This window comes from Pedobacter albus, from assembly GCF_036324255.1.
GTDB lineage: Bacteria > Bacteroidota > Bacteroidia > Sphingobacteriales > Sphingobacteriaceae > Pedobacter > Pedobacter albus.
Map to the genome: position 1 here is coordinate 1,071,335 of NZ_JAZDQT010000002.1, position 16,811 is coordinate 1,088,145.

Genomic DNA, 16,811 nt, shown 5'->3' on the forward strand with positions numbered 1-16,811 from the left:
ATAGTTATAAGTTAATTGATACAGCCCCATCCGAAACCGGAATGGGGCTGTTTTTTTGTGTACAGAAATTTGTCCGCACTTTGTGATGATGTTGTTTATCTATTCCTCTTCTTCGCCACCACCGGCAATCTTCGATTCGAGGTAGAAGGCGCCTTTGGTTACTACTTTTGTTTTAGCAGGCAGTTCGGTTAGCGGTTTGATTTGGGTAAAGCCCAGTTCGCTTACTCCTGTCGACACTTCCACTTTTTTAAACTGATAGTCGTTGTGCTTTGGGCCATCGGCATGTTCTTCAACCACAAAAATATAAGCCCTGCCACCCGTCCGCACCAAGGCAGCAACTGGTACGGCCCAGTCTTTTTGTGTACCCACGTTAATCAAGGCGGTAACATACATACCCGGAATCAGGTTCTGGTGTTGCGGATTGTGGATTACCGCATGTACAATTACGCCTTTGCTTTCGTTTTCGAATGATTTGTTAATGCCATTGATGGTTCCGGTAATCACCTGGTTGTTTTGGTTGGTGAGCTGAAAATTAACCTGCTGCCCAATTTTTACAGCCATGAGGTCTTTTTCGAATACGGTAAGGTCGCAATGGATTTTAGCATTGTCTACCACTTCCATAATTGAAGTGCCCGGTTGCACAAAAGCCCCCGTATTGGCGGTAATCTGTCCAACGGTACCGTTAATAGGCGAAGAAACCGGAAACTGCGATACGATATGGCCATTCGAGATTTTGGCCGGCGAAATGCCCAGCTGTTGCAACTGGCTTTCGTAGGCTTTCAACTTGGCCGATTCGGCGTTAAAATTAGCCGTAGCCGACTGAAAGGATTTGCCTGTTCCGGCACCTGCATCGTTCAGCTGTTTTTGGCGATCGTATTCGGCCTGCACATAGGCAAAACTGTTTTTGCTAGCCAGGTAATCTTGTTGCAGCTTGATCAGGTCCTGGTTTTTAACCATCGCCAACACTTGGCCTTGTTTTACCTGTTGGCCTTCGAGCACGTAGATCCGGCTGATGATACCGCCATACAGCACGCTTACATCGGCCTGGTTTTGTGGCGGAACCGCCAATTGGCCATTGGCTTTTACTACTGCGCTGAGGTTATGCTGCTCAAGCGGACCAATTTCGATACCTACGGCCTTCATTTGTTCGGGGTTGAGCGCCAAGGCTTCCTTTTTTTCTTCGGCCGGAGCCGCAGCAGCCTCCTTTTCGGGCTTTTTGTCGGTGCACGAAACCAAAAGGCCTGCGCTTAGCAATGCCAGGTAAATGAGCTGTTTATATTTTTGAATTTGCATGATTATTCTCCTTTAAGATACTGTAATTGGATGGCTGATTGATTGAGTTGGCTCACGGTTTCGAGGTAGGCCAATTTGGCTTGTACCGCCGTGCTGGTGTTTTGGATGTATTCGATATAACCGATTTCACCCAAATTGAACGAAACCTGCGCAATGCGCAACTGTTCGTCGGCCTGCTTAAGGCCCACATTGAGGTAATAGGTAACCAGTTGCTTGAATTTATTGTAGCGTTGCAGCTCTTGTTGCATGGCCAGTTGCACCTGCGATTGCGCATGGTCATAATTGGCTTGAGCCAGTTGCACACCGATCTGTTCGGCCTTTACCTTGGCTCGACCAGCCTGATTAAACAGGGGCAAGGCTACGCCAACCTGTATGCCCGCAATGCGCGTGCCCGGTGAATACGTACGACTGATATTGGCCGGATTAAACCCCGAAACCAATAATTGCTGGTTATAGCCCAAGATAAAATCGGGCATATTTTTGGCCCGTTCTACCGCAATTTTAGCCGTGGCTACTGCTATCTCCTGTTGGGCTATTCCTAAGGTAGCATTGTTGGCAGTAGGCAGACTATTGGTTTCAATAGTCAAGAAAAGGGGCAAGGCCCTAACTTCTACCAGGATTGGCTCTTGGGTATTGAGCAACTGCTGCAAAGCCATTTCGTTATTTTTCAGATCGGCCAAAGCGCCAATTTTCATGGCCTGTACTTCCTGGTATTTGTTGCGTGCGCTCATCAGTTCGAGGTTAGACGTTTCGCCGGTTTTAAACCTGATTTCCGCCTTTTTTACAAAGCCCGCATAGAGGCTATCCTGATAATTGAGAATACGCATGGTTTCTTGATAAAGCGCTTGGGTATACCAAGCATTGCGCACCGCCCTAACCACACCAGCCTGAGTGGCCTGAAGGCCCCGCTGGGCCAAGGTGCTTTGCTGATTAAGCAATTTGCGTTGCTTGCCATACAGACCAGGCCAGGCTATATTTTGAGTAATGCCAATGGCATTGTCCATGTTGCCACCACTGGTTGGGTCTTGGGTAAGCATCAGTTCGGTTTTGGGCAAGTCAACGCCCGATTTTTGCAAGGCCTTAGCCTGTGCTACACTCAAATCGGAAGAACGCACCTCCAGGTTGTTTCTCAAGGCCCTGGCAATGGCACTATCGAGGCTCAACGGTTTTTGCTGTGCATTGGCTTGGCTGGCAAACAGCGTTCCCAACACCACCAAGCCTATCATCATTTTTTTAGGCATTTTGAGTTTGGTAGTTTCTTTTTTGTTGAACAAGAGGTATAAACAAGGCAATACAAACAGGGTGAGCAAAGTAGCCGTAATGAGGCCACCGATAACCACCGTAGCCAAAGGCTTTTGTACTTCGGCACCAGCACTGGTAGAAAGCGCCATAGGCAAAAAGCCCAGCGAGGCCACCGCAGCGGTCATAAGTACCGGTCTTAACCTGGTTTTAGTCCCTTCGAGTACACGACTGTAGATATTGTCCATACCCTCGCTTTTGAGCTGGTTAAAATAACCGATCAGTACGATACCATTGAGCACCGCCACCCCAAAAAGCGCGATAAAACCAACACCTGCCGAAATACTGAAAGGCATACCCCGCAGAAACAGCGCCGCAATACCACCAATAGAAGCCAATGGAACCGCCGTAAAAATAAGCAGGCTGTCTTTTACCTTTCTAAAAGTGGCATACAACAGCAACAAGATCAGGATCAAGGCTATCGGTACCGCAACCGACAAACGGGCTTTCGCGGCCTGCAGGTTTTGGAACTGGCCTCCATAAGTAAGGTAGTAGCCACTTGGCAGCTTCAGTTCGCGATCCAGTTTTTGCTGGATTTCTTCTACCGTGCTTTCTACATCACGACCCTGCACATTAAAGCCTACATAAATACGCCTATTGCCTTCCTCTCTCGAAACCTGTGCCGGCGCATCTTTAAATTCGATATTGGCCACCTGGCTTAACGGCACTTTATTGCCCGACGGTAAAGGAATAAGCAGGTTTTCGACGCTAGAAATATTTTCGCGCAGTTCGCGACCCAAGCGAATAACCAAATCGAAACGCTTTTCTCCTTCAAAAACCACACCGGCGGCATTGCCCGCAAAAGCCGTTTTCAAAATCATGTTTACATCGCTGATGTTGAGGCCGTATTGTGCCATCTTATTTCGATCGTAGGCCACCTGTATTTGGGGTAGGCCACTCACTTTTTCTATAAAAGGCTCGCTTACGCCGTTTACGCCATGAATCAATTTGGCAATTTTATTGGCCTCCTGCGCCAATACATCCAGATCGTTGCCGTAAATTTTAATGGCCACATCTTGCCTGATGCCTGTCATCAGCTCGTTGAAACGCATTTGCATCGGTTGCGAAATCTCCGCTTTGATACCCGGAATAACAGCGAGTGTTTCTTCCATTTTTTCCATCATTTCTGCACGGGTGCTGGCCGATTTCCATTGACTTTTAGGCAACATCGAAAGCATCATATCGCCTCTTTCCATAGGCATAGGATCGGTAGGAATTTCGGAACTCCCGATACGCGTAACGGCTTGTTTGATTTCCGGAAATTTATCCTTCAGCAGCTTTTCGGCCTTGCCAAATGTGCTTACAGCTTCCGAAAGCGAAGTACCTTGCATCATCGAGATTTCTACGGTAAGATCTCCCTCTTCCAAAGTGGGAATAAACTCGCCACCCATGCGGCCAAAACCCCAAATGGCTATCGAAAACAACACCAAAACGACCGTAACTACGGTAATTTTAAATCGAAGTACACCAATTAATGCGCGCTGGTAAATCCGTTGCAAAAAGGCAATCAGCCGGTCTGAAATGTTAGGCTTATGTTCTGTTTTTTTGCTGAGGAACAGGGCACTGGCCATCGGCACATAGGTAAGCGACAGGATGAAGGCCCCCAAGATGGCAAAAGCCACGGTTTGCGCCATGGGCTTGAACATTTTGCCCTCAATGCCCACCAGCGATAGCAAGGGCAGGTAAACGATCAGGATGATGAGCTGGCCAAAAGCGGCCGATTTCATCAACTTGCCGGCGCTATCGTTCACTTCTTCGTCCATTTGCGCCTGGCTCAGCTTCAAAATTCCCTGTTTGCGGTAATTGCCGGTGGCGATATGGTGCACCACACTTTCTACAATAATAACGGCCCCATCAACAATCAACCCGAAATCTATGGCTCCGAGGCTCATTAAATTGCCCGATACGCCAAACAAATGCATCATGAAAAAGGCAAACAGCATGGCCAGCGGAATAACCGAAGCCACCACCAGTCCGGCACGCCAATTGCCCAACAAAAGCACCAGCACAAAAATAACGATGAGCGCCCCTTCTAACAGGTTCTTCTTTACCGTGCCCATGGCTCGTCCAACCAATTCGGTACGGTCTATAAACGGCTCAATCACCACACCTTCGGGCAACGATTTTTGGATCTGCACCATGCGCTCTTTCACATGCTTGATCACCCGACTAAAATTCTCGCCTTTGAGCATGAGCGTTACACCCGCTACCACCTCGCCTTGGCCGTTGCGGGTAACCGCGCCGTAGCGGGTAGCACTGCCAAACTGCACCGTAGCCACATCGCGGATCAAGATAGGCGAGCCCTTTTGGTTTTTAACCACAATTTTGCGGATATCTTCCAGATTCTGGATTTGACCCAAACCTCTGATAAAATAGGCATTGTGCTGCTGTTCGATGTAAGAACCGCCTGTGTTTTCGTTGTTCTTTTCTAAGGCTGCATAAATTTCGGGAATGGTTAGGCCAAGCGAGTTGAGCTTGTCGTTGTCTAAAGCAATTTCATACTGCTTTACATAGCCGCCCCAGCCACTTACTTCTGCCACGCCCTCGGTACCCGCCAACTGGGTACGCACCAACCAGTCTTGCAAAGTACGAAGGTCTGTAGCAGTATATTTGTCTTCATAGCCCTTTTTAGGGTGGATTACATATTGGTAGATTTCGCCGAGGCCGGTGGTAATCGGGGCCAGCATCGGCTCGCCCATGCCCTTTGGAATGGTGCTTTCGGCCTCTTTAAGCTGTGCATTTACCTGCGCCCGGGCCCAGTACACATCTACGTTGTCTTTAAAAACGAGGGTAATCACCGAAATGCCCGAACGCGAAATAGAGCGTTTTTCGATAATGCCGGCAATATTGGCCATAGACAATTCGATGGGGGCGGTGATGAACTGTTCTACTTCTTGGGCCCCCAGACTTGGCGCCTGGGTAATAACCTGAACCTGGTTATTGGTAATATCGGGTTGCGCATCAACCGGCAGGTTATAGATGGCATAAACGCCAGCCAAGGCCAATGCCAAGGTAAACAGCCCGATAGTTACTTTGTTCTTGATAGAGAACGAAATAATTTGATCAAACATAAAATTGAAAAATTTAATACGATACGGAATAGTAGACCAATTTTGGCCTACAGCTGGAAATAGGGAAAAGTCGTATTAAACGTTTTGTGGGGGTTGCCAAATGGGCATGCTCAGCTTTTGAAGTGCCGAAACTGCAGTAGGCAAATAAGGCTTTACAATCGATTTTTCAATATAAACGATTGGCTCTGTTGTTAAGAAATGCCTCACTACCGAACAGCAGGCACAGGTGCAAAACGGCGGACAGGCTTCTTGATTGCAATGGCCAGCACTGCCCGAATCTTTTTGCAGAACTTGCTGCGTTTGCGAAACAACAATAACCAGTTCATCCTTGCAAGGCATAAAAGCCAGCAACAGCATGTATACGCTACAGATGATGGTTAAGTATCTCATTGAGGCAAAGGTAGGAAAGAAATTTCAAAGTCAGAAGTCCTTGGCGGGAAGTCAATAGTCCATAGTTGATGGTTGATGAAGCGAGCCCAATCAAAGATGGTTTCATCACTTGGTTCTTCGACTAACAGCTTTGCCAAAAAACCGTTAATTTTATCCTCTATCATGGCCAACTCAGAATCTTTTTTGCCACAGCTTATTCGTTCGCTGCAAACCGCAGGCATTCAAAAAACCTATGCCAAGGGGCAGTACCTGCTTCGGGAGGGCGAAACCGAAAAAAACCTTTATTTTATTGTATCGGGAGCGGTTCGTATTTTCCTGCCGTCAGCCCACGAAGAGCATACCATTAGGCTGGGTTACGAGGGTTCGATCATCAATTCACTGGCTTCGTTTTTAACGGGACAATCCTCCGAGTTTTATGTCGAGGCCATCCGAAAAACGGTAGTCCAGGTTATCTCTAAAGCGCAGGTCATCGAAATTAGCCAAGCCAGCGTGGCCAGCTTAAAGGCCTACAACACCTTGTTGGAAACCGTAATAGCGCAACAAATGGAACGGGAAGTAGACCTCTTAACGGTATCGCCGATCGAGCGTTTGCAAAGGGTGTTGAAGAGAAGTCCCCATCTTTTTCAGCAGGTACCACTCAAGTACATCGCCTCTTACCTGCGCATGAGCCCTGAAACCTTGAGCCGTATCCGAAATTCTTGATTCCAATCAAGAATTGATAGCCGGCCAGTTTTGATCTTTGCCCCAATGAAAATCAACAACACACAACTCATTAGCGAATTACTGGGCATTACCAATCGACTCATCGTGGTGGCCAAAGACTTTAAAACGTTGGATTTAGCCCAGCTTACTTTTAAACGCAACCCAAGCGAATGGAGCATATTAGAATGCCTGGAGCACCTCAATCTGTATGGCGATTTTTATTTGCCGGCTATAGAAATCAAAATGCTGGCGCACAAACAAACAACAACCGGAAGCTATACGCCAGGTGTGTTGGGCAATTATTTTGTGAAGCTTGTCCGCGTAAAGGAAAAACAAAAGAAGATGAGCACCACTAGCGATAAAAATCCGGCAAAGCAAAGCAGACAGCTTAGTCCTACGGTAATAGATCGCTTTTTAAGACAACAAGAACGATTAAAAATACTGCTTGAACGTGCCCAAGACCTCGATTTAGGCAAAATCAGAACACCGGTGTCTATCAGTAGCTTAATCAGGCTAAAATTGGGCGACACGCTTCGCTTTGTCGTTTACCACAATGAAAGGCATGTTGGCCAAGCGGAACGGATGCTCAGTTTGCAGTTCTCAGTTAACAGTTTAACAATAAAACAATTGGCCAATCACCCAATGAACTAATGACTAGTGAACAAATGAACCCCTAGTCCTGCAGTTCTTTTTCTTCCGATTTAATCAATTGCTTCATTTCGAGCTTGCCATTGTACTGGGCGCCAAATTCTATTTCGAGGGTTTCGGTTTTGATGTCGCCGTTTACTTCGCCCGTTTTTTTGATTTCGAGCTGCTTGGCTTTTACATTGCCCTTAACCGAACCATAAATTATGGCCGATGTGGTTTCGATATCGCCCATAATGCTGCCTTTTTCGCCCAAGATAATTCCTCCGCCAACTTTGACCTGGCCAACAACTTTACCGTCAATCCTAATGACCGATTGCCCCGTTATATCGCCGTTCAGTACAAATCCTTCGCCAATAAGGGTCGAGATTTCTTGCTGATCAATGGCCGTTAATTGCGTTTGTTTGGTTTTCTTGAACATTATTCTAGGGTTAAAAAGGAACGAGGATTAATGACTTTGCCGTTTTTATGTACTTCGTAGTGCAGGTGCGGCCCCGTTGAACGACCTGTGGAGCCGATTTTGCCAATTTGATCGCCTACGTTTACCTTTTGGCCTTCTTCAATCAAGATTTTCGACAAATGCCCATAATAGGTTTCAAAGCCGTTGCCATGATTGATGACGATGCAATTGCCATAGCCGCCTCTTCTGCCGGCAAAAGCCACCCGGCCACTGGCGGTGCTGCGTACAATTTCGCCATAATTGCCTTTGATGTCCAATCCTTTATGCGATTCTACGTTTTCGCCGGTAAATGGATTTTCGCGATGGCCATAACCCGAAGTAATGGCTCCAAAATGCGGATAACCTAGTGGCGTATAAGCTACATAATTAGCCATGCGATTTAAGTAGCCATCATAAAATTGGCCTATTTCTTCTACCGAAACAATGTCGTCGCTCTTTTCGCCACCAGCATCTTTGGTGATGGGCTTAATACCCCTAGCCTTTAAATATTTATTGATTTTGCCCAGTTTCTGGTCTATAGACTGGTAGTATCTTTTAATGAGCGAGGTATCTAATGCCGCTGTTTGGGTTTTGGCCTTGGCCAATTCCTTGGCTAACTGATCTTTTGATAACTGAACCGATGCCTTGCTGTAGCTGAGGTAAAAAATGGTACCCAACAACAATGCAAAACAAGCACCCAATGCCCAAACGTACTTTTTCCAATGGCGGATATAAGCACTCGGTATGTGGATAGGTCTGTTTATATTTTGGTTCTTGTTAACAAAGATGATGGTGGTTTTGTCCTTCTTCCTTGTCATAGTTTGTGGTTTGTTTCTTTTGGTCAGGATGCAAATATATGATTTTCAGCCCCATATAAAAGCTCCTGTCTGCTAAGCCGCTTAAATGTTGCCAGAACAATAGCCCTGACAAAGAAAACCGCACTTTAATTAATAGTTAATTAATATTCTCGTTACTTAAGTCTGTCTTCTTAAACGGCGATTTTTAGAATTTGATATGACTCCCGGTTTTTAGTTTGAATATATCGGCAAAAGTCTTAGCCAGATTGTGGAGGAATAACATATTACATGTTACCACCTCAGACGCCTTAGGAAGGCTAAGAATTGTTTTGCTAAATTCTCTTAGGCGTCTAAATCAAAATAGCTTAATGGCAACATCTATAAATCCAAAAAAAGAACAATATCCATTAAAACCCACCCTTTACTGCTTAAACCTCAGCATTTCTAAGGTGTCTTAGGTGGTTTTAATAGCCTAAACTTTTAAAATGGCAAACATACATCGCCAGCAGCCATAACAGCACCACTACAAAAACCAGAAACAACATATGCATCAATGATTAAAATTCTACTTCTTGGTATACTCCAAAATATCGGCAGGCTGACAGTCGAGTGCATCGCAAATAGCTTCGAGGGTACTAAACCTTACCGCCTTTGCCTTGCCAGTTTTAAGTATAGACAAGTTGGCCAGGGTAAGGCCCACTTTTTCAGAAAGCTCGTTCAACGACATTTTCCGCTTGGCCATCATCACATCCAGGTTTACTACAATAGGCATGGCTTATACGGTTAGTTCGTGTTCTGATTGGATTTCGATCCCTCTTTTAAACATATAGGCAATCACCAGAAGGATAACTCCCATAAATAGCCACACATCGGCACCGCCTAAACGCAGATATTCTACATCGGGCATTTTTACGCCTTCCTTAGCGAACCTTTCTACATATTGTACGCCTCCATAAGAAAATGCGCCAATAAAAAGCGACAGGTAAGCCATATTGGCAATGAAACGCCTCACCACATCGTTGAACGGTTCGGATAGGTCGAGCTGCTTGTCGTGCAGGATTTTTACGATCAGCCAAAACAACAGCGCCCGCATCACGGCTACCAAACACATTACAAAATTAAGCACTCCAAAATAACCTTTGTCGTAAGCATATAGGGGCGAAAGGTCTATCGCCGGAACAGCAAACTTGGCGCCTGCCGGATTAATGGCCAAGGCATAAACGGCATTCCATATAAAAGCTCCGGCTTCGATACATACGCCGATAAATATGATCCACGAGAGAACATATAAAACTTGTAGCATGTGCTTTGCACTAATTCTAATTGTCATGGTTTTAAAAATTAATTCATCAAATATGAATAATTATTTATCGAAAAACAATAAATTATTTTTTATTTTCGATAAATCACCTCAAACAATATCATTTGGGCGGAAAAAATTTTATGCATCAATAATAAATTTGGTCAAGTAACAAGCCGATTGGTCAAAGTTTTTAGCTTTGTTAAGTAATTGATCGATATGTTCTATTTAGCTGTCTTACTGGTTTTATTGTTGCTCGTTTTCCTGTTCTTCAGGTACAAAAACGGCCAAGACCTGCTCAAGAAAAAAGAGGAATTGTTGAGCCAGTGGGGCAAGCCTCGCGATGTTGCCCGCAACTTCAACCTCATTTCGGCTTACCATTTTGCCAAATATCATGATGAAAACACTTCTTTGTCTGATACCATTGCCGCCGATATCGACCTCGAAAACCTGTTCGAATATGCAGATCGTTGCAACAGCAGCCTGGGTCAGCAATACCTTTATCATCAGCTGAGAAGCCCGCAAGAAGTAAACGCCTTGCAGCAACTGGATGAATTGAGTGAGCAATTTGGCTCGAACGAAGACCTGCGCTTGGCCACCTCGCTTGTGCTCAGCAAACTGGGCCATAAAAACGCCTACTACATTTACGAATTGTTTACCAGCAGCTATCAGTCGCTGTACAGCAAGGGATTAAGCTTATATGTAAGAATGGCCGGCATTTTATGGATTGCCTCTTTGGTGCTTACCCTTGTTTTGCGCAACCAGTTTTGCTTTTTGGCTGTGCTGGGACTAACGCTTTTCAATTTTTACATCCACTACGGCAACAAGAAGAAGATTTCGCGCTATGTTTATTCGCTGCCACAGCTTTATACCTTGGTTAATTCCGCTAAAAGTTTACTCAAGCTAAGCGCCACGCCAAAGGCCGCTATGGTACAGCAGAGCCTCAGCAATTTAAAACCGCTGCAAAGCTCGTTAAGCTACGTTAATTTCCAGAACAACGTAGACCGCGACCCAACCGATATCAGTGCCGGAATTTTGGAGCTGATCAAGACTTTGTTGCTTATAGAACCCCTTATGTTCCTGATTTCCGTTGATCGGATTAACCAGCAACGCCAGCACATCGAGGTTTTGTTTAATTACGTGGCCGAAATAGACCTGGCCATTTCCATCCAGTCGCTACGAGAAGGACTGCCTTATTATTGTAAGCCCCAACTGATAGCAAACGGACAGGAGCTGGAAGTTTTGGAACTTTACCACCCGTTGATTGAAGATTGCGTTCCCAATTCAATCAAAGCCAGCACCACGCAGGGCGTACTGGTTACCGGCTCTAACATGTCGGGCAAAACCACTTTTATCCGTGCCATTGCCATCAACACCCTCTTGGCCCAAACTTTATACACTTCTTGCAGCCATTATTATGCGGCGCCTTTTATGCAGCTGTTTACCAGTGTACGCAACAACGACGATTTAGAGGAACATAAAAGCTACTTTAAGGCCGAGGCCATGGCCATGCTGCACATCATCAACAACAGCCAAACCCTGCAAAGCCACAACCTCATCATTATCGACGAGATTTTTAAAGGGACCAATACCATCGAAAGGGTTGCCGGGGCCAAAGCCATTCTCTCTTACCTCAATGCGCACCAAAATTTCACCTTCGTATCCACCCACGATTTGGAACTGGCCGAATTGTTGGGCGAAGAATACGCGGTTTATTCGTTCGAAGAGGCGGTGTCGGATACGCGCCTGGTATTCGACTACAAAATCAAACCCGGTTTGCTCAAAAACAAAAATGCCATCGCTATTTTGTCGGCACTGGGCTTTCCGCCAGAAATTGTGGCCAATGCCAATCAAATCAGCAATGCTTTGCGCCAAAAATACCAGCTGTAGCTCAGATCATTTTTTCTTTCAGCTCCTTGTAGCGCGAACGGCCAATAGGCAACAGTTCGCCATTGCCCAGTAGCAAACTATAACGACCGCCTGCTTCGACCACTATTTTTTCAGCCTGGTTTAGTGGCACGATGTAAGATTTATGGATGCGTTCAAAAGAGCTGGGCAACAACTGGCCAAGGGTTTCGAGCGATTTATCGTGAAGCTCCTGCTTGCCGTTGCGCAGGTGCAGTTCGCTGTAAATCCCTGCGCCTTTTATGTAATGAAGCTCATTCACATCAATCAGCTTAATATTGCCCGATTTCTTGACAGCCAGGTATTTAATCGGGCCACCGGTTTTCTGAACGCTGGCCATGGCCCGTCTAAAAGCCTGAAAAAGCCTTTCTTCGTCGAATGGCTTGGGCACAAAATCAATTACTCCATAGGCAAAGGCAGTGATGGCCTTATCGGTATAGGCCGAAACAATAATGGTATGAAAAGAACCGGCAACTACGGCACCCAAAATATCGAAGCCATCTTCGCCGTTCAGGTTCAGGTCGAGCAATAAAAGATCTATCGGATGTTTTTCGATATAGGCCAATCCTTTTTGCAACGAATCGCAAACGGCCAAGGTTTCGAGCTGCTGACCAAAAAAACTGGTGGCCATGCGCTGCGTTCTTTTGGCAATTCTCTCTTCGTCTTCTATAATCAATATCCTCATGGAGCGTCTTTAATTTTAATAGTGCTTTGCCAGCCTGTTGCAGTGGCCACCGAAGCAAATTCCCAGTGCTGGCCATAACTTTCGGTTAGCCTGGCTTTGATATAATTGAGGCCATTGCCACCAACCCTGGTCCCAGATTTTATGCGGTTGAGGGCAAAGGTTTCGAAAACATAGGCCTTGTAGCCATTGACCAACGAAAAGCTCAACTTGAAGCGGATCTGTCCATCAATGGGCATGCTGTGGGTAATGCCGTTCTCCAGCAAGGTATGGAAGAGCGCCGGCGGCACCAATTCGGTATCTACAATACCCTGCTCTTGCCATTGATAGGCAATTTCCTTGCGAAACTGCATCACCGACAAATGCGCTTGGCAAAGCTCGATTTCTTTTCTTACGGGAATAAGCGCTTCCTCGGCAATGCTGTTCATGATATCAAATTCGTTGGAAAGCGAATGCAGAAACTTAACGCCTTGTTGTGGCGATTCTTCCACCCAATCGATCAAAGAAAGCAACGTATTTTTAAGAAAATGGGGCTGAATATTTTTCTTCACCAAATCGAGCTGCAAACGCGCCGAAAGCAGGAGCGAGGCCTCGTGTTCTTCTTCTATCATTCGGGTGCGTATGGCGTGCAGGTAAAGCATGCACAGCACCACGATGGCAAAGCTGATAAACAGGCTAAAATCATAATAAAAAAAGTAGTTGATTACCACCCTGCTTATCAAGCCGATTAATACTACCCAAGCTCCCTTTTCTTTCCTCACAACCGCATCGATAACCACCAGCACGGTAACCATCCACATGGTATAGCTGTAGTAAATGGCCGTGGTATCATAATGCCCAAACTTGGCGATATAAATGGCAACAAGCACGCAGAGCAACAAACCTAAAAGCCATCCTTTTCTTTTAAAGCCAAACTGCAGGCAAAAGTACAAGGGTACCAAAAAGGCCAGCAGAAAAGTAATCCAGCCGATAGCCTCCAGCCGCACATAAAAATAGGTGTAGGGAATGTCAACATAGAATTTAACATATTCTAAAATCAGCAAGGCGAAGAAAAAGAAACAGATGACGGCAAAAATAAGTACCGGATATTGTTTGCGCCGACTGTTGATGTAAAGGAAGAAATAATAGATGCATGCGATGAGAAAAGCACCGGCAATGAGGTTCATGTACGAAGTGGTAAGCAGCGACGAGCGAAGCAGATCGGGATAATCCTGCAGTTTAACGTTAACGCCCCGCTGTTCGGTTTTTTTAAAGCTTTGGGTGGTCCGGAGCGCAATCAAATGCCTGCCTTTACTGGCCAACGAATCGGGCACCAAATACGCCGTTGTTTCCGTACCCGGAACCTCGGGTTTTCCAGACTGGGCAAGCTCTCCGTTATGGCCCAAACACACGCCATCCCAATACACTTCGAAAGCACCAAAGCTGTACACCTGTAGCCCCAGTGGGGTTTGGGGATCGGGCCTTTCTTTCAAGTCCATGTTAAAGCGCACCCAAAACACCTTGTCTTCGGTAAAACCTCTTGCCGTTTCCCAATTGGCATCCGCATAGTTTTTATGGGCCCAAAGCCGGTCATCGCCCATGCGAAAGCGCGGTTCGGATGCTTCGTAAACGACGGTGCTGTGTTTACAGGAGGCCAATAAAATTAAAACGAAGATGAAGCAGAGCCTTTTCATGTTGTAAAGTTAGGATAAAGATAGGGGCATCGAGTGCATTTGAAAAGGATATAGAGCCGTTGGCATGTTTTTCTTAGGTTAGCCTAGTAACATGGGCTAATCTTGTACCATGAAACGAATAGCTCTGCTTTGCATAGGCCTGTTTTTTAGCGCCTTAGCTATGGCCCAAACCAATCCCACTAAAAAGGCGGTACACGGCCTTATTAAAGAAAAATCAGCCCAAACGGCAATGCCTTATGTAAGTGTTACCATCAAAAACGAAAATGCCAAAATAGTGGCTGGAAGCGTTAGCGATGAAAAGGGTGCTTTTGTGCTGGACTCCATCCCCACGGGCAACCTAACCATCGAATTTAGTTTTATGGGCTATCAATCCGTTAGCAGGCCGCTACAAATAACCGCCACGAGCAGCCGCATCAATTTGGGTATCGTTTACCTTGAGCCCGACCCCAAGTTGCTGAAAGAAGTAGCCATAACCGGCGAAAGACCAACCATTAGTTTGCAAATAGACAAAAAAGTGTTTACCGCGGGCAAAGACGTATTGTCGCAAACCGGTTCGGCAGTCGATTTGCTGAATGGCGTGCCTTCGGTAAGCGTAAGTCCAACGGGCGTAGCCAGCCTGCGAGGAAACAGCAACGTGCTGGTGCTCATCAACGGCCGAAGATCGGGTCTTACTGCTGCCAATGCGCTCGACCAGTTGCCCGCCGACCAAATTAGCCAGGTTGAGGTTATTACCAATCCTTCTTCCAGATACGATGCCACCGGATCTGCAGGCATCATCAATATCATTTTAAAGAAAAACAAAACCGCTGGCTTTAATGGCCAATTGAGGCTGGTGGGTGGCATTCCGAATGAAACGCGGATTACGCCGAGCATCAATTACAAATCTGAAAAGCTGAATATTTTCTCTACCGTAGGCATCCGTTTATCTGATTACGTGGGGCTTTACACCACCGATCAATCAATCCGCAACAATAGCCTAACCTCTACCTTAAACCAGCGTCAGGACGAAAACCGCCACGATAATGCCAAACTGCTTTATGTGGGTGCCGATTATCAAATTAACGACCATAATACGCTTACCGCAGCCTTTTTAAAAAATGCCACCAAAGATCATGACAAGACCGCGCTGAACTACAATTATGCCAGTGCGGGTCCAGACAGCAGCTTGTTACGCAAAGGCGAATCGTTCGAAACCCGGAGCTACAACCAATTGGAATTCAACTACACCAGAACCTTTAAAAATCCAGTCAAGAAATATACCGTAGACATGCAATACGATTTTTGGGACAGCGACAAGGAATGGAGCCTCAATACGCAAAAAACATTTCCGGCGCTGCTTAATTTGCCTGGTATACGCACCGGTTCTGTTGGAGCCAGCAAAGATTTGATGGTGCAAACCGATTTGGTACAACCGCTAGACAGCAATTCGCGTTTAGAAGTGGGCCTGAAAATGGAAAACCGCAGCGTGAGTTCCAACTTTAAGGCCGAACAACAAAACGGCAATGTTTGGAACATTTTCGAAAACATTGACAACAAACTGGCCTATAGCGAACTGATTGGCGCCGCCTATGCACAGGTGATGAGCAGGCTTGGCAATTTCTCTTATCAACTGGGTTTGCGCAGCGAACTCACCCGTATTAAAATAGAAGACAGAATAGGTACCTATAACGACCGTAAAAACTATACCCGTCTATTTCCTACACTTAACCTGAGCTATCGTTTTGCCAATAATGCTACTTTGCAGGCCAGCTACAGCAAACGCATCAACCGCCCTTCGCTAAACAATTTATATCCTTTTAATGAGCTTACCGATTACAACTCTCGTTATGTGGGCAATCCAGAACTTGACCCTTCGTATGCCCATGTATTTGAGGTAGGCTACATCAAAAACTGGAACGTACTTACATTTAATCCAGCTGTTTATTACCAGCGCAACAACGGCATTATGGTCGATTATACTTTCAGAAACGAGAACAATGTATTTATTACTACACCGGTTAATATTCAGCGCGAGATCCGCAAAGGCATAGAGCTTTCCTTGCTCTACAATCCCATCAAATGGTTGCAGCTTAATTTGGAAATGAACGCCTACAGTTTTACGCAACAAGGACAATACCAATCGCAGGATTTTAGCCACGAAGGCCATGTACTAACCAGCAGGCTAAGCGGCCAGCTCAAGTTTGCCAATAAGCTCAGCATCCAAAGCCGTTATAGTTTTGTTGGCGGACAAAGCAATGCCCAAACCCGTACGCTGGCCAATCACAACCTCGAGTTTGGCGTCAGCAAAAACCTGTTTAAAGACAAGGCAACTTTATTGTTCGATGTAGGCAATTTGTTTAACCTGCGCAAGTTCAAGAGCACAACCACTGGAACCGATTATACCCTGAACCGGATGGATAGCCCCAATGCGGCCCGCTACAGGCTGACCTTTGTTTACCGACTTAACCTGAAAGAAAATCAGGCGATCCGTCAGGCCAAAGCAGGTAACCGTAATTAACCATTTCCAGTCCAACACCGATGCCCTTGCGAAAGTTCAAAGCTTCGTAAGGGCATTGATATAAACCCGCTTACTGCTTGCAACCTTTCTTGTGCCCCCCTCATCTTGTAAATGAAAA

General features: G+C 45.9%; 13 protein-coding genes. 4 read left to right on the top strand and 9 right to left on the bottom strand.

What is annotated here, in order from left to right; genetic code table 11:
- Nucleotides 1-99: 99 nt before the first annotated feature.
- The 3 genes from VRU48_RS14495 to VRU48_RS14505 all read right to left on the bottom strand — a co-directional run bounded on the left by VRU48_RS14495 (nucleotide 100) and on the right by VRU48_RS14505 (nucleotide 6,053).
- Entirely contained in the window at nucleotides 100-1,293 is a 1,194-nt protein-coding gene (locus VRU48_RS14495; protein ID WP_330108633.1) for an efflux RND transporter periplasmic adaptor subunit, read from the bottom strand.
- A gap of 2 nt (nucleotides 1,294-1,295) precedes the next feature.
- The gene (locus VRU48_RS14500; RefSeq protein WP_330108634.1) at nucleotides 1,296-5,663 is read right to left on the bottom strand and encodes a CusA/CzcA family heavy metal efflux RND transporter; all 4,368 of its coding nucleotides are present in this window, start codon (nucleotides 5,661-5,663) and stop codon (nucleotides 1,296-1,298) included.
- 75 nt (nucleotides 5,664-5,738) lie between these two features.
- Nucleotides 5,739-6,053, bottom strand: coding sequence for a DUF6660 family protein (locus tag VRU48_RS14505; RefSeq protein WP_330108635.1), 315 nt, complete (start codon nucleotides 6,051-6,053; stop codon nucleotides 5,739-5,741).
- A 162-nt stretch (nucleotides 6,054-6,215) separates the two neighbouring features.
- On the opposite strand from VRU48_RS14505, the gene VRU48_RS14510 reads away from it, so the two are divergent.
- Together VRU48_RS14510 and VRU48_RS14515 are read left to right on the top strand one after the other, a co-directional pair.
- Nucleotides 6,216-6,755 carry a Crp/Fnr family transcriptional regulator gene (locus VRU48_RS14510; protein WP_330108636.1) on the top strand — a complete coding sequence of 180 codons (540 nt, stop codon included), beginning with the start codon at nucleotides 6,216-6,218 and terminating at the stop codon, nucleotides 6,753-6,755.
- A gap of 45 nt (nucleotides 6,756-6,800) precedes the next feature.
- Nucleotides 6,801-7,406, top strand: a complete 606-nt coding sequence (locus VRU48_RS14515; protein WP_330108637.1) for a DinB family protein — start codon at nucleotides 6,801-6,803, stop codon at nucleotides 7,404-7,406.
- 22 nt (nucleotides 7,407-7,428) lie between these two features.
- On the opposite strand, the gene VRU48_RS14520 is transcribed toward VRU48_RS14515, so the two are convergent.
- The 4 genes from VRU48_RS14520 to VRU48_RS14535 all read right to left on the bottom strand — a co-directional run bounded on the left by VRU48_RS14520 (nucleotide 7,429) and on the right by VRU48_RS14535 (nucleotide 9,939).
- On the bottom strand, nucleotides 7,429-7,821 hold the full coding sequence (locus VRU48_RS14520; protein ID WP_330108638.1) for a bactofilin family protein: 393 nt from the start codon (nucleotides 7,819-7,821) through the stop codon (nucleotides 7,429-7,431).
- Entirely contained in the window at nucleotides 7,821-8,657 is an 837-nt protein-coding gene (locus VRU48_RS14525) for a M23 family metallopeptidase (protein ID WP_330108639.1), read from the bottom strand. The genes VRU48_RS14520 and VRU48_RS14525 overlap by 1 nt, the downstream gene beginning before the upstream one ends.
- A gap of 544 nt (nucleotides 8,658-9,201) precedes the next feature.
- Nucleotides 9,202-9,408: a helix-turn-helix domain-containing protein gene (locus VRU48_RS14530; protein WP_199140040.1), complete on the bottom strand. Its 207-nt coding sequence runs from the start codon at nucleotides 9,406-9,408 to the stop codon at nucleotides 9,202-9,204.
- A gap of 3 nt (nucleotides 9,409-9,411) precedes the next feature.
- Nucleotides 9,412-9,939, bottom strand: a complete 528-nt coding sequence (locus VRU48_RS14535) for a DUF2975 domain-containing protein (protein ID WP_330108640.1) — start codon at nucleotides 9,937-9,939, stop codon at nucleotides 9,412-9,414.
- A 216-nt stretch (nucleotides 9,940-10,155) separates the two neighbouring features.
- On the opposite strand from VRU48_RS14535, the gene VRU48_RS14540 reads away from it, so the two are divergent.
- Nucleotides 10,156-11,826, top strand: a complete 1,671-nt coding sequence (locus tag VRU48_RS14540; protein ID WP_330108641.1) for a MutS-related protein — start codon at nucleotides 10,156-10,158, stop codon at nucleotides 11,824-11,826.
- A gap of 1 nt (nucleotide 11,827) precedes the next feature.
- On the opposite strand, the gene VRU48_RS14545 is transcribed toward VRU48_RS14540, so the two are convergent.
- On the bottom strand, nucleotides 11,828-12,526 hold the full coding sequence (locus VRU48_RS14545) for a LytR/AlgR family response regulator transcription factor (RefSeq protein ID WP_330108642.1): 699 nt from the start codon (nucleotides 12,524-12,526) through the stop codon (nucleotides 11,828-11,830).
- Complete coding sequence (locus VRU48_RS14550) at nucleotides 12,523-14,196, bottom strand: histidine kinase (RefSeq protein WP_330108643.1); 1,674 nt, start codon at nucleotides 14,194-14,196, stop codon at nucleotides 12,523-12,525. The genes VRU48_RS14545 and VRU48_RS14550 overlap by 4 nt, the downstream gene beginning before the upstream one ends.
- A gap of 109 nt (nucleotides 14,197-14,305) precedes the next feature.
- Between VRU48_RS14550 and VRU48_RS14555 the strand changes: the two genes are divergently transcribed.
- A complete protein-coding gene (locus VRU48_RS14555; RefSeq protein WP_330108644.1) occupies nucleotides 14,306-16,693 on the top strand; it encodes a TonB-dependent receptor in 2,388 nt (795 codons plus the stop codon).
- Nucleotides 16,694-16,811 lie beyond the last annotated feature (118 nt).

Bases quoted from the DNA above. Each gene is read 5' to 3' on its own strand.
- VRU48_RS14530 (WP_199140040.1), bottom strand. From the start codon at position 9,408: ATGCCTATTGTAGTAAACCTGGATGTGATGATGGCCAAGCGGAAAATG.
- VRU48_RS14500 (WP_330108634.1), bottom strand. From the start codon at position 5,663: ATGTTTGATCAAATTATTTCGTTCTCTATCAAGAACAAAGTAACTATC.
- VRU48_RS14510 (WP_330108636.1), top strand. From the start codon at position 6,216: ATGGCCAACTCAGAATCTTTTTTGCCACAGCTTATTCGTTCGCTGCAA.
- VRU48_RS14545 (WP_330108642.1), bottom strand. From the start codon at position 12,526: ATGAGGATATTGATTATAGAAGACGAAGAGAGAATTGCCAAAAGAACG.
- VRU48_RS14520 (WP_330108638.1), bottom strand. From the start codon at position 7,821: ATGTTCAAGAAAACCAAACAAACGCAATTAACGGCCATTGATCAGCAA.
- VRU48_RS14495 (WP_330108633.1), bottom strand. From the start codon at position 1,293: ATGCAAATTCAAAAATATAAACAGCTCATTTACCTGGCATTGCTAAGC.
- VRU48_RS14540 (WP_330108641.1), top strand. From the start codon at position 10,156: ATGTTCTATTTAGCTGTCTTACTGGTTTTATTGTTGCTCGTTTTCCTG.
- VRU48_RS14555 (WP_330108644.1), top strand. From the start codon at position 14,306: ATGAAACGAATAGCTCTGCTTTGCATAGGCCTGTTTTTTAGCGCCTTA.
- VRU48_RS14505 (WP_330108635.1), bottom strand. From the start codon at position 6,053: ATGAGATACTTAACCATCATCTGTAGCGTATACATGCTGTTGCTGGCT.
- VRU48_RS14550 (WP_330108643.1), bottom strand. From the start codon at position 14,196: ATGAAAAGGCTCTGCTTCATCTTCGTTTTAATTTTATTGGCCTCCTGT.
- VRU48_RS14525 (WP_330108639.1), bottom strand. From the start codon at position 8,657: ATGACAAGGAAGAAGGACAAAACCACCATCATCTTTGTTAACAAGAAC.
- VRU48_RS14515 (WP_330108637.1), top strand. From the start codon at position 6,801: ATGAAAATCAACAACACACAACTCATTAGCGAATTACTGGGCATTACC.
- VRU48_RS14535 (WP_330108640.1), bottom strand. From the start codon at position 9,939: ATGCTACAAGTTTTATATGTTCTCTCGTGGATCATATTTATCGGCGTA.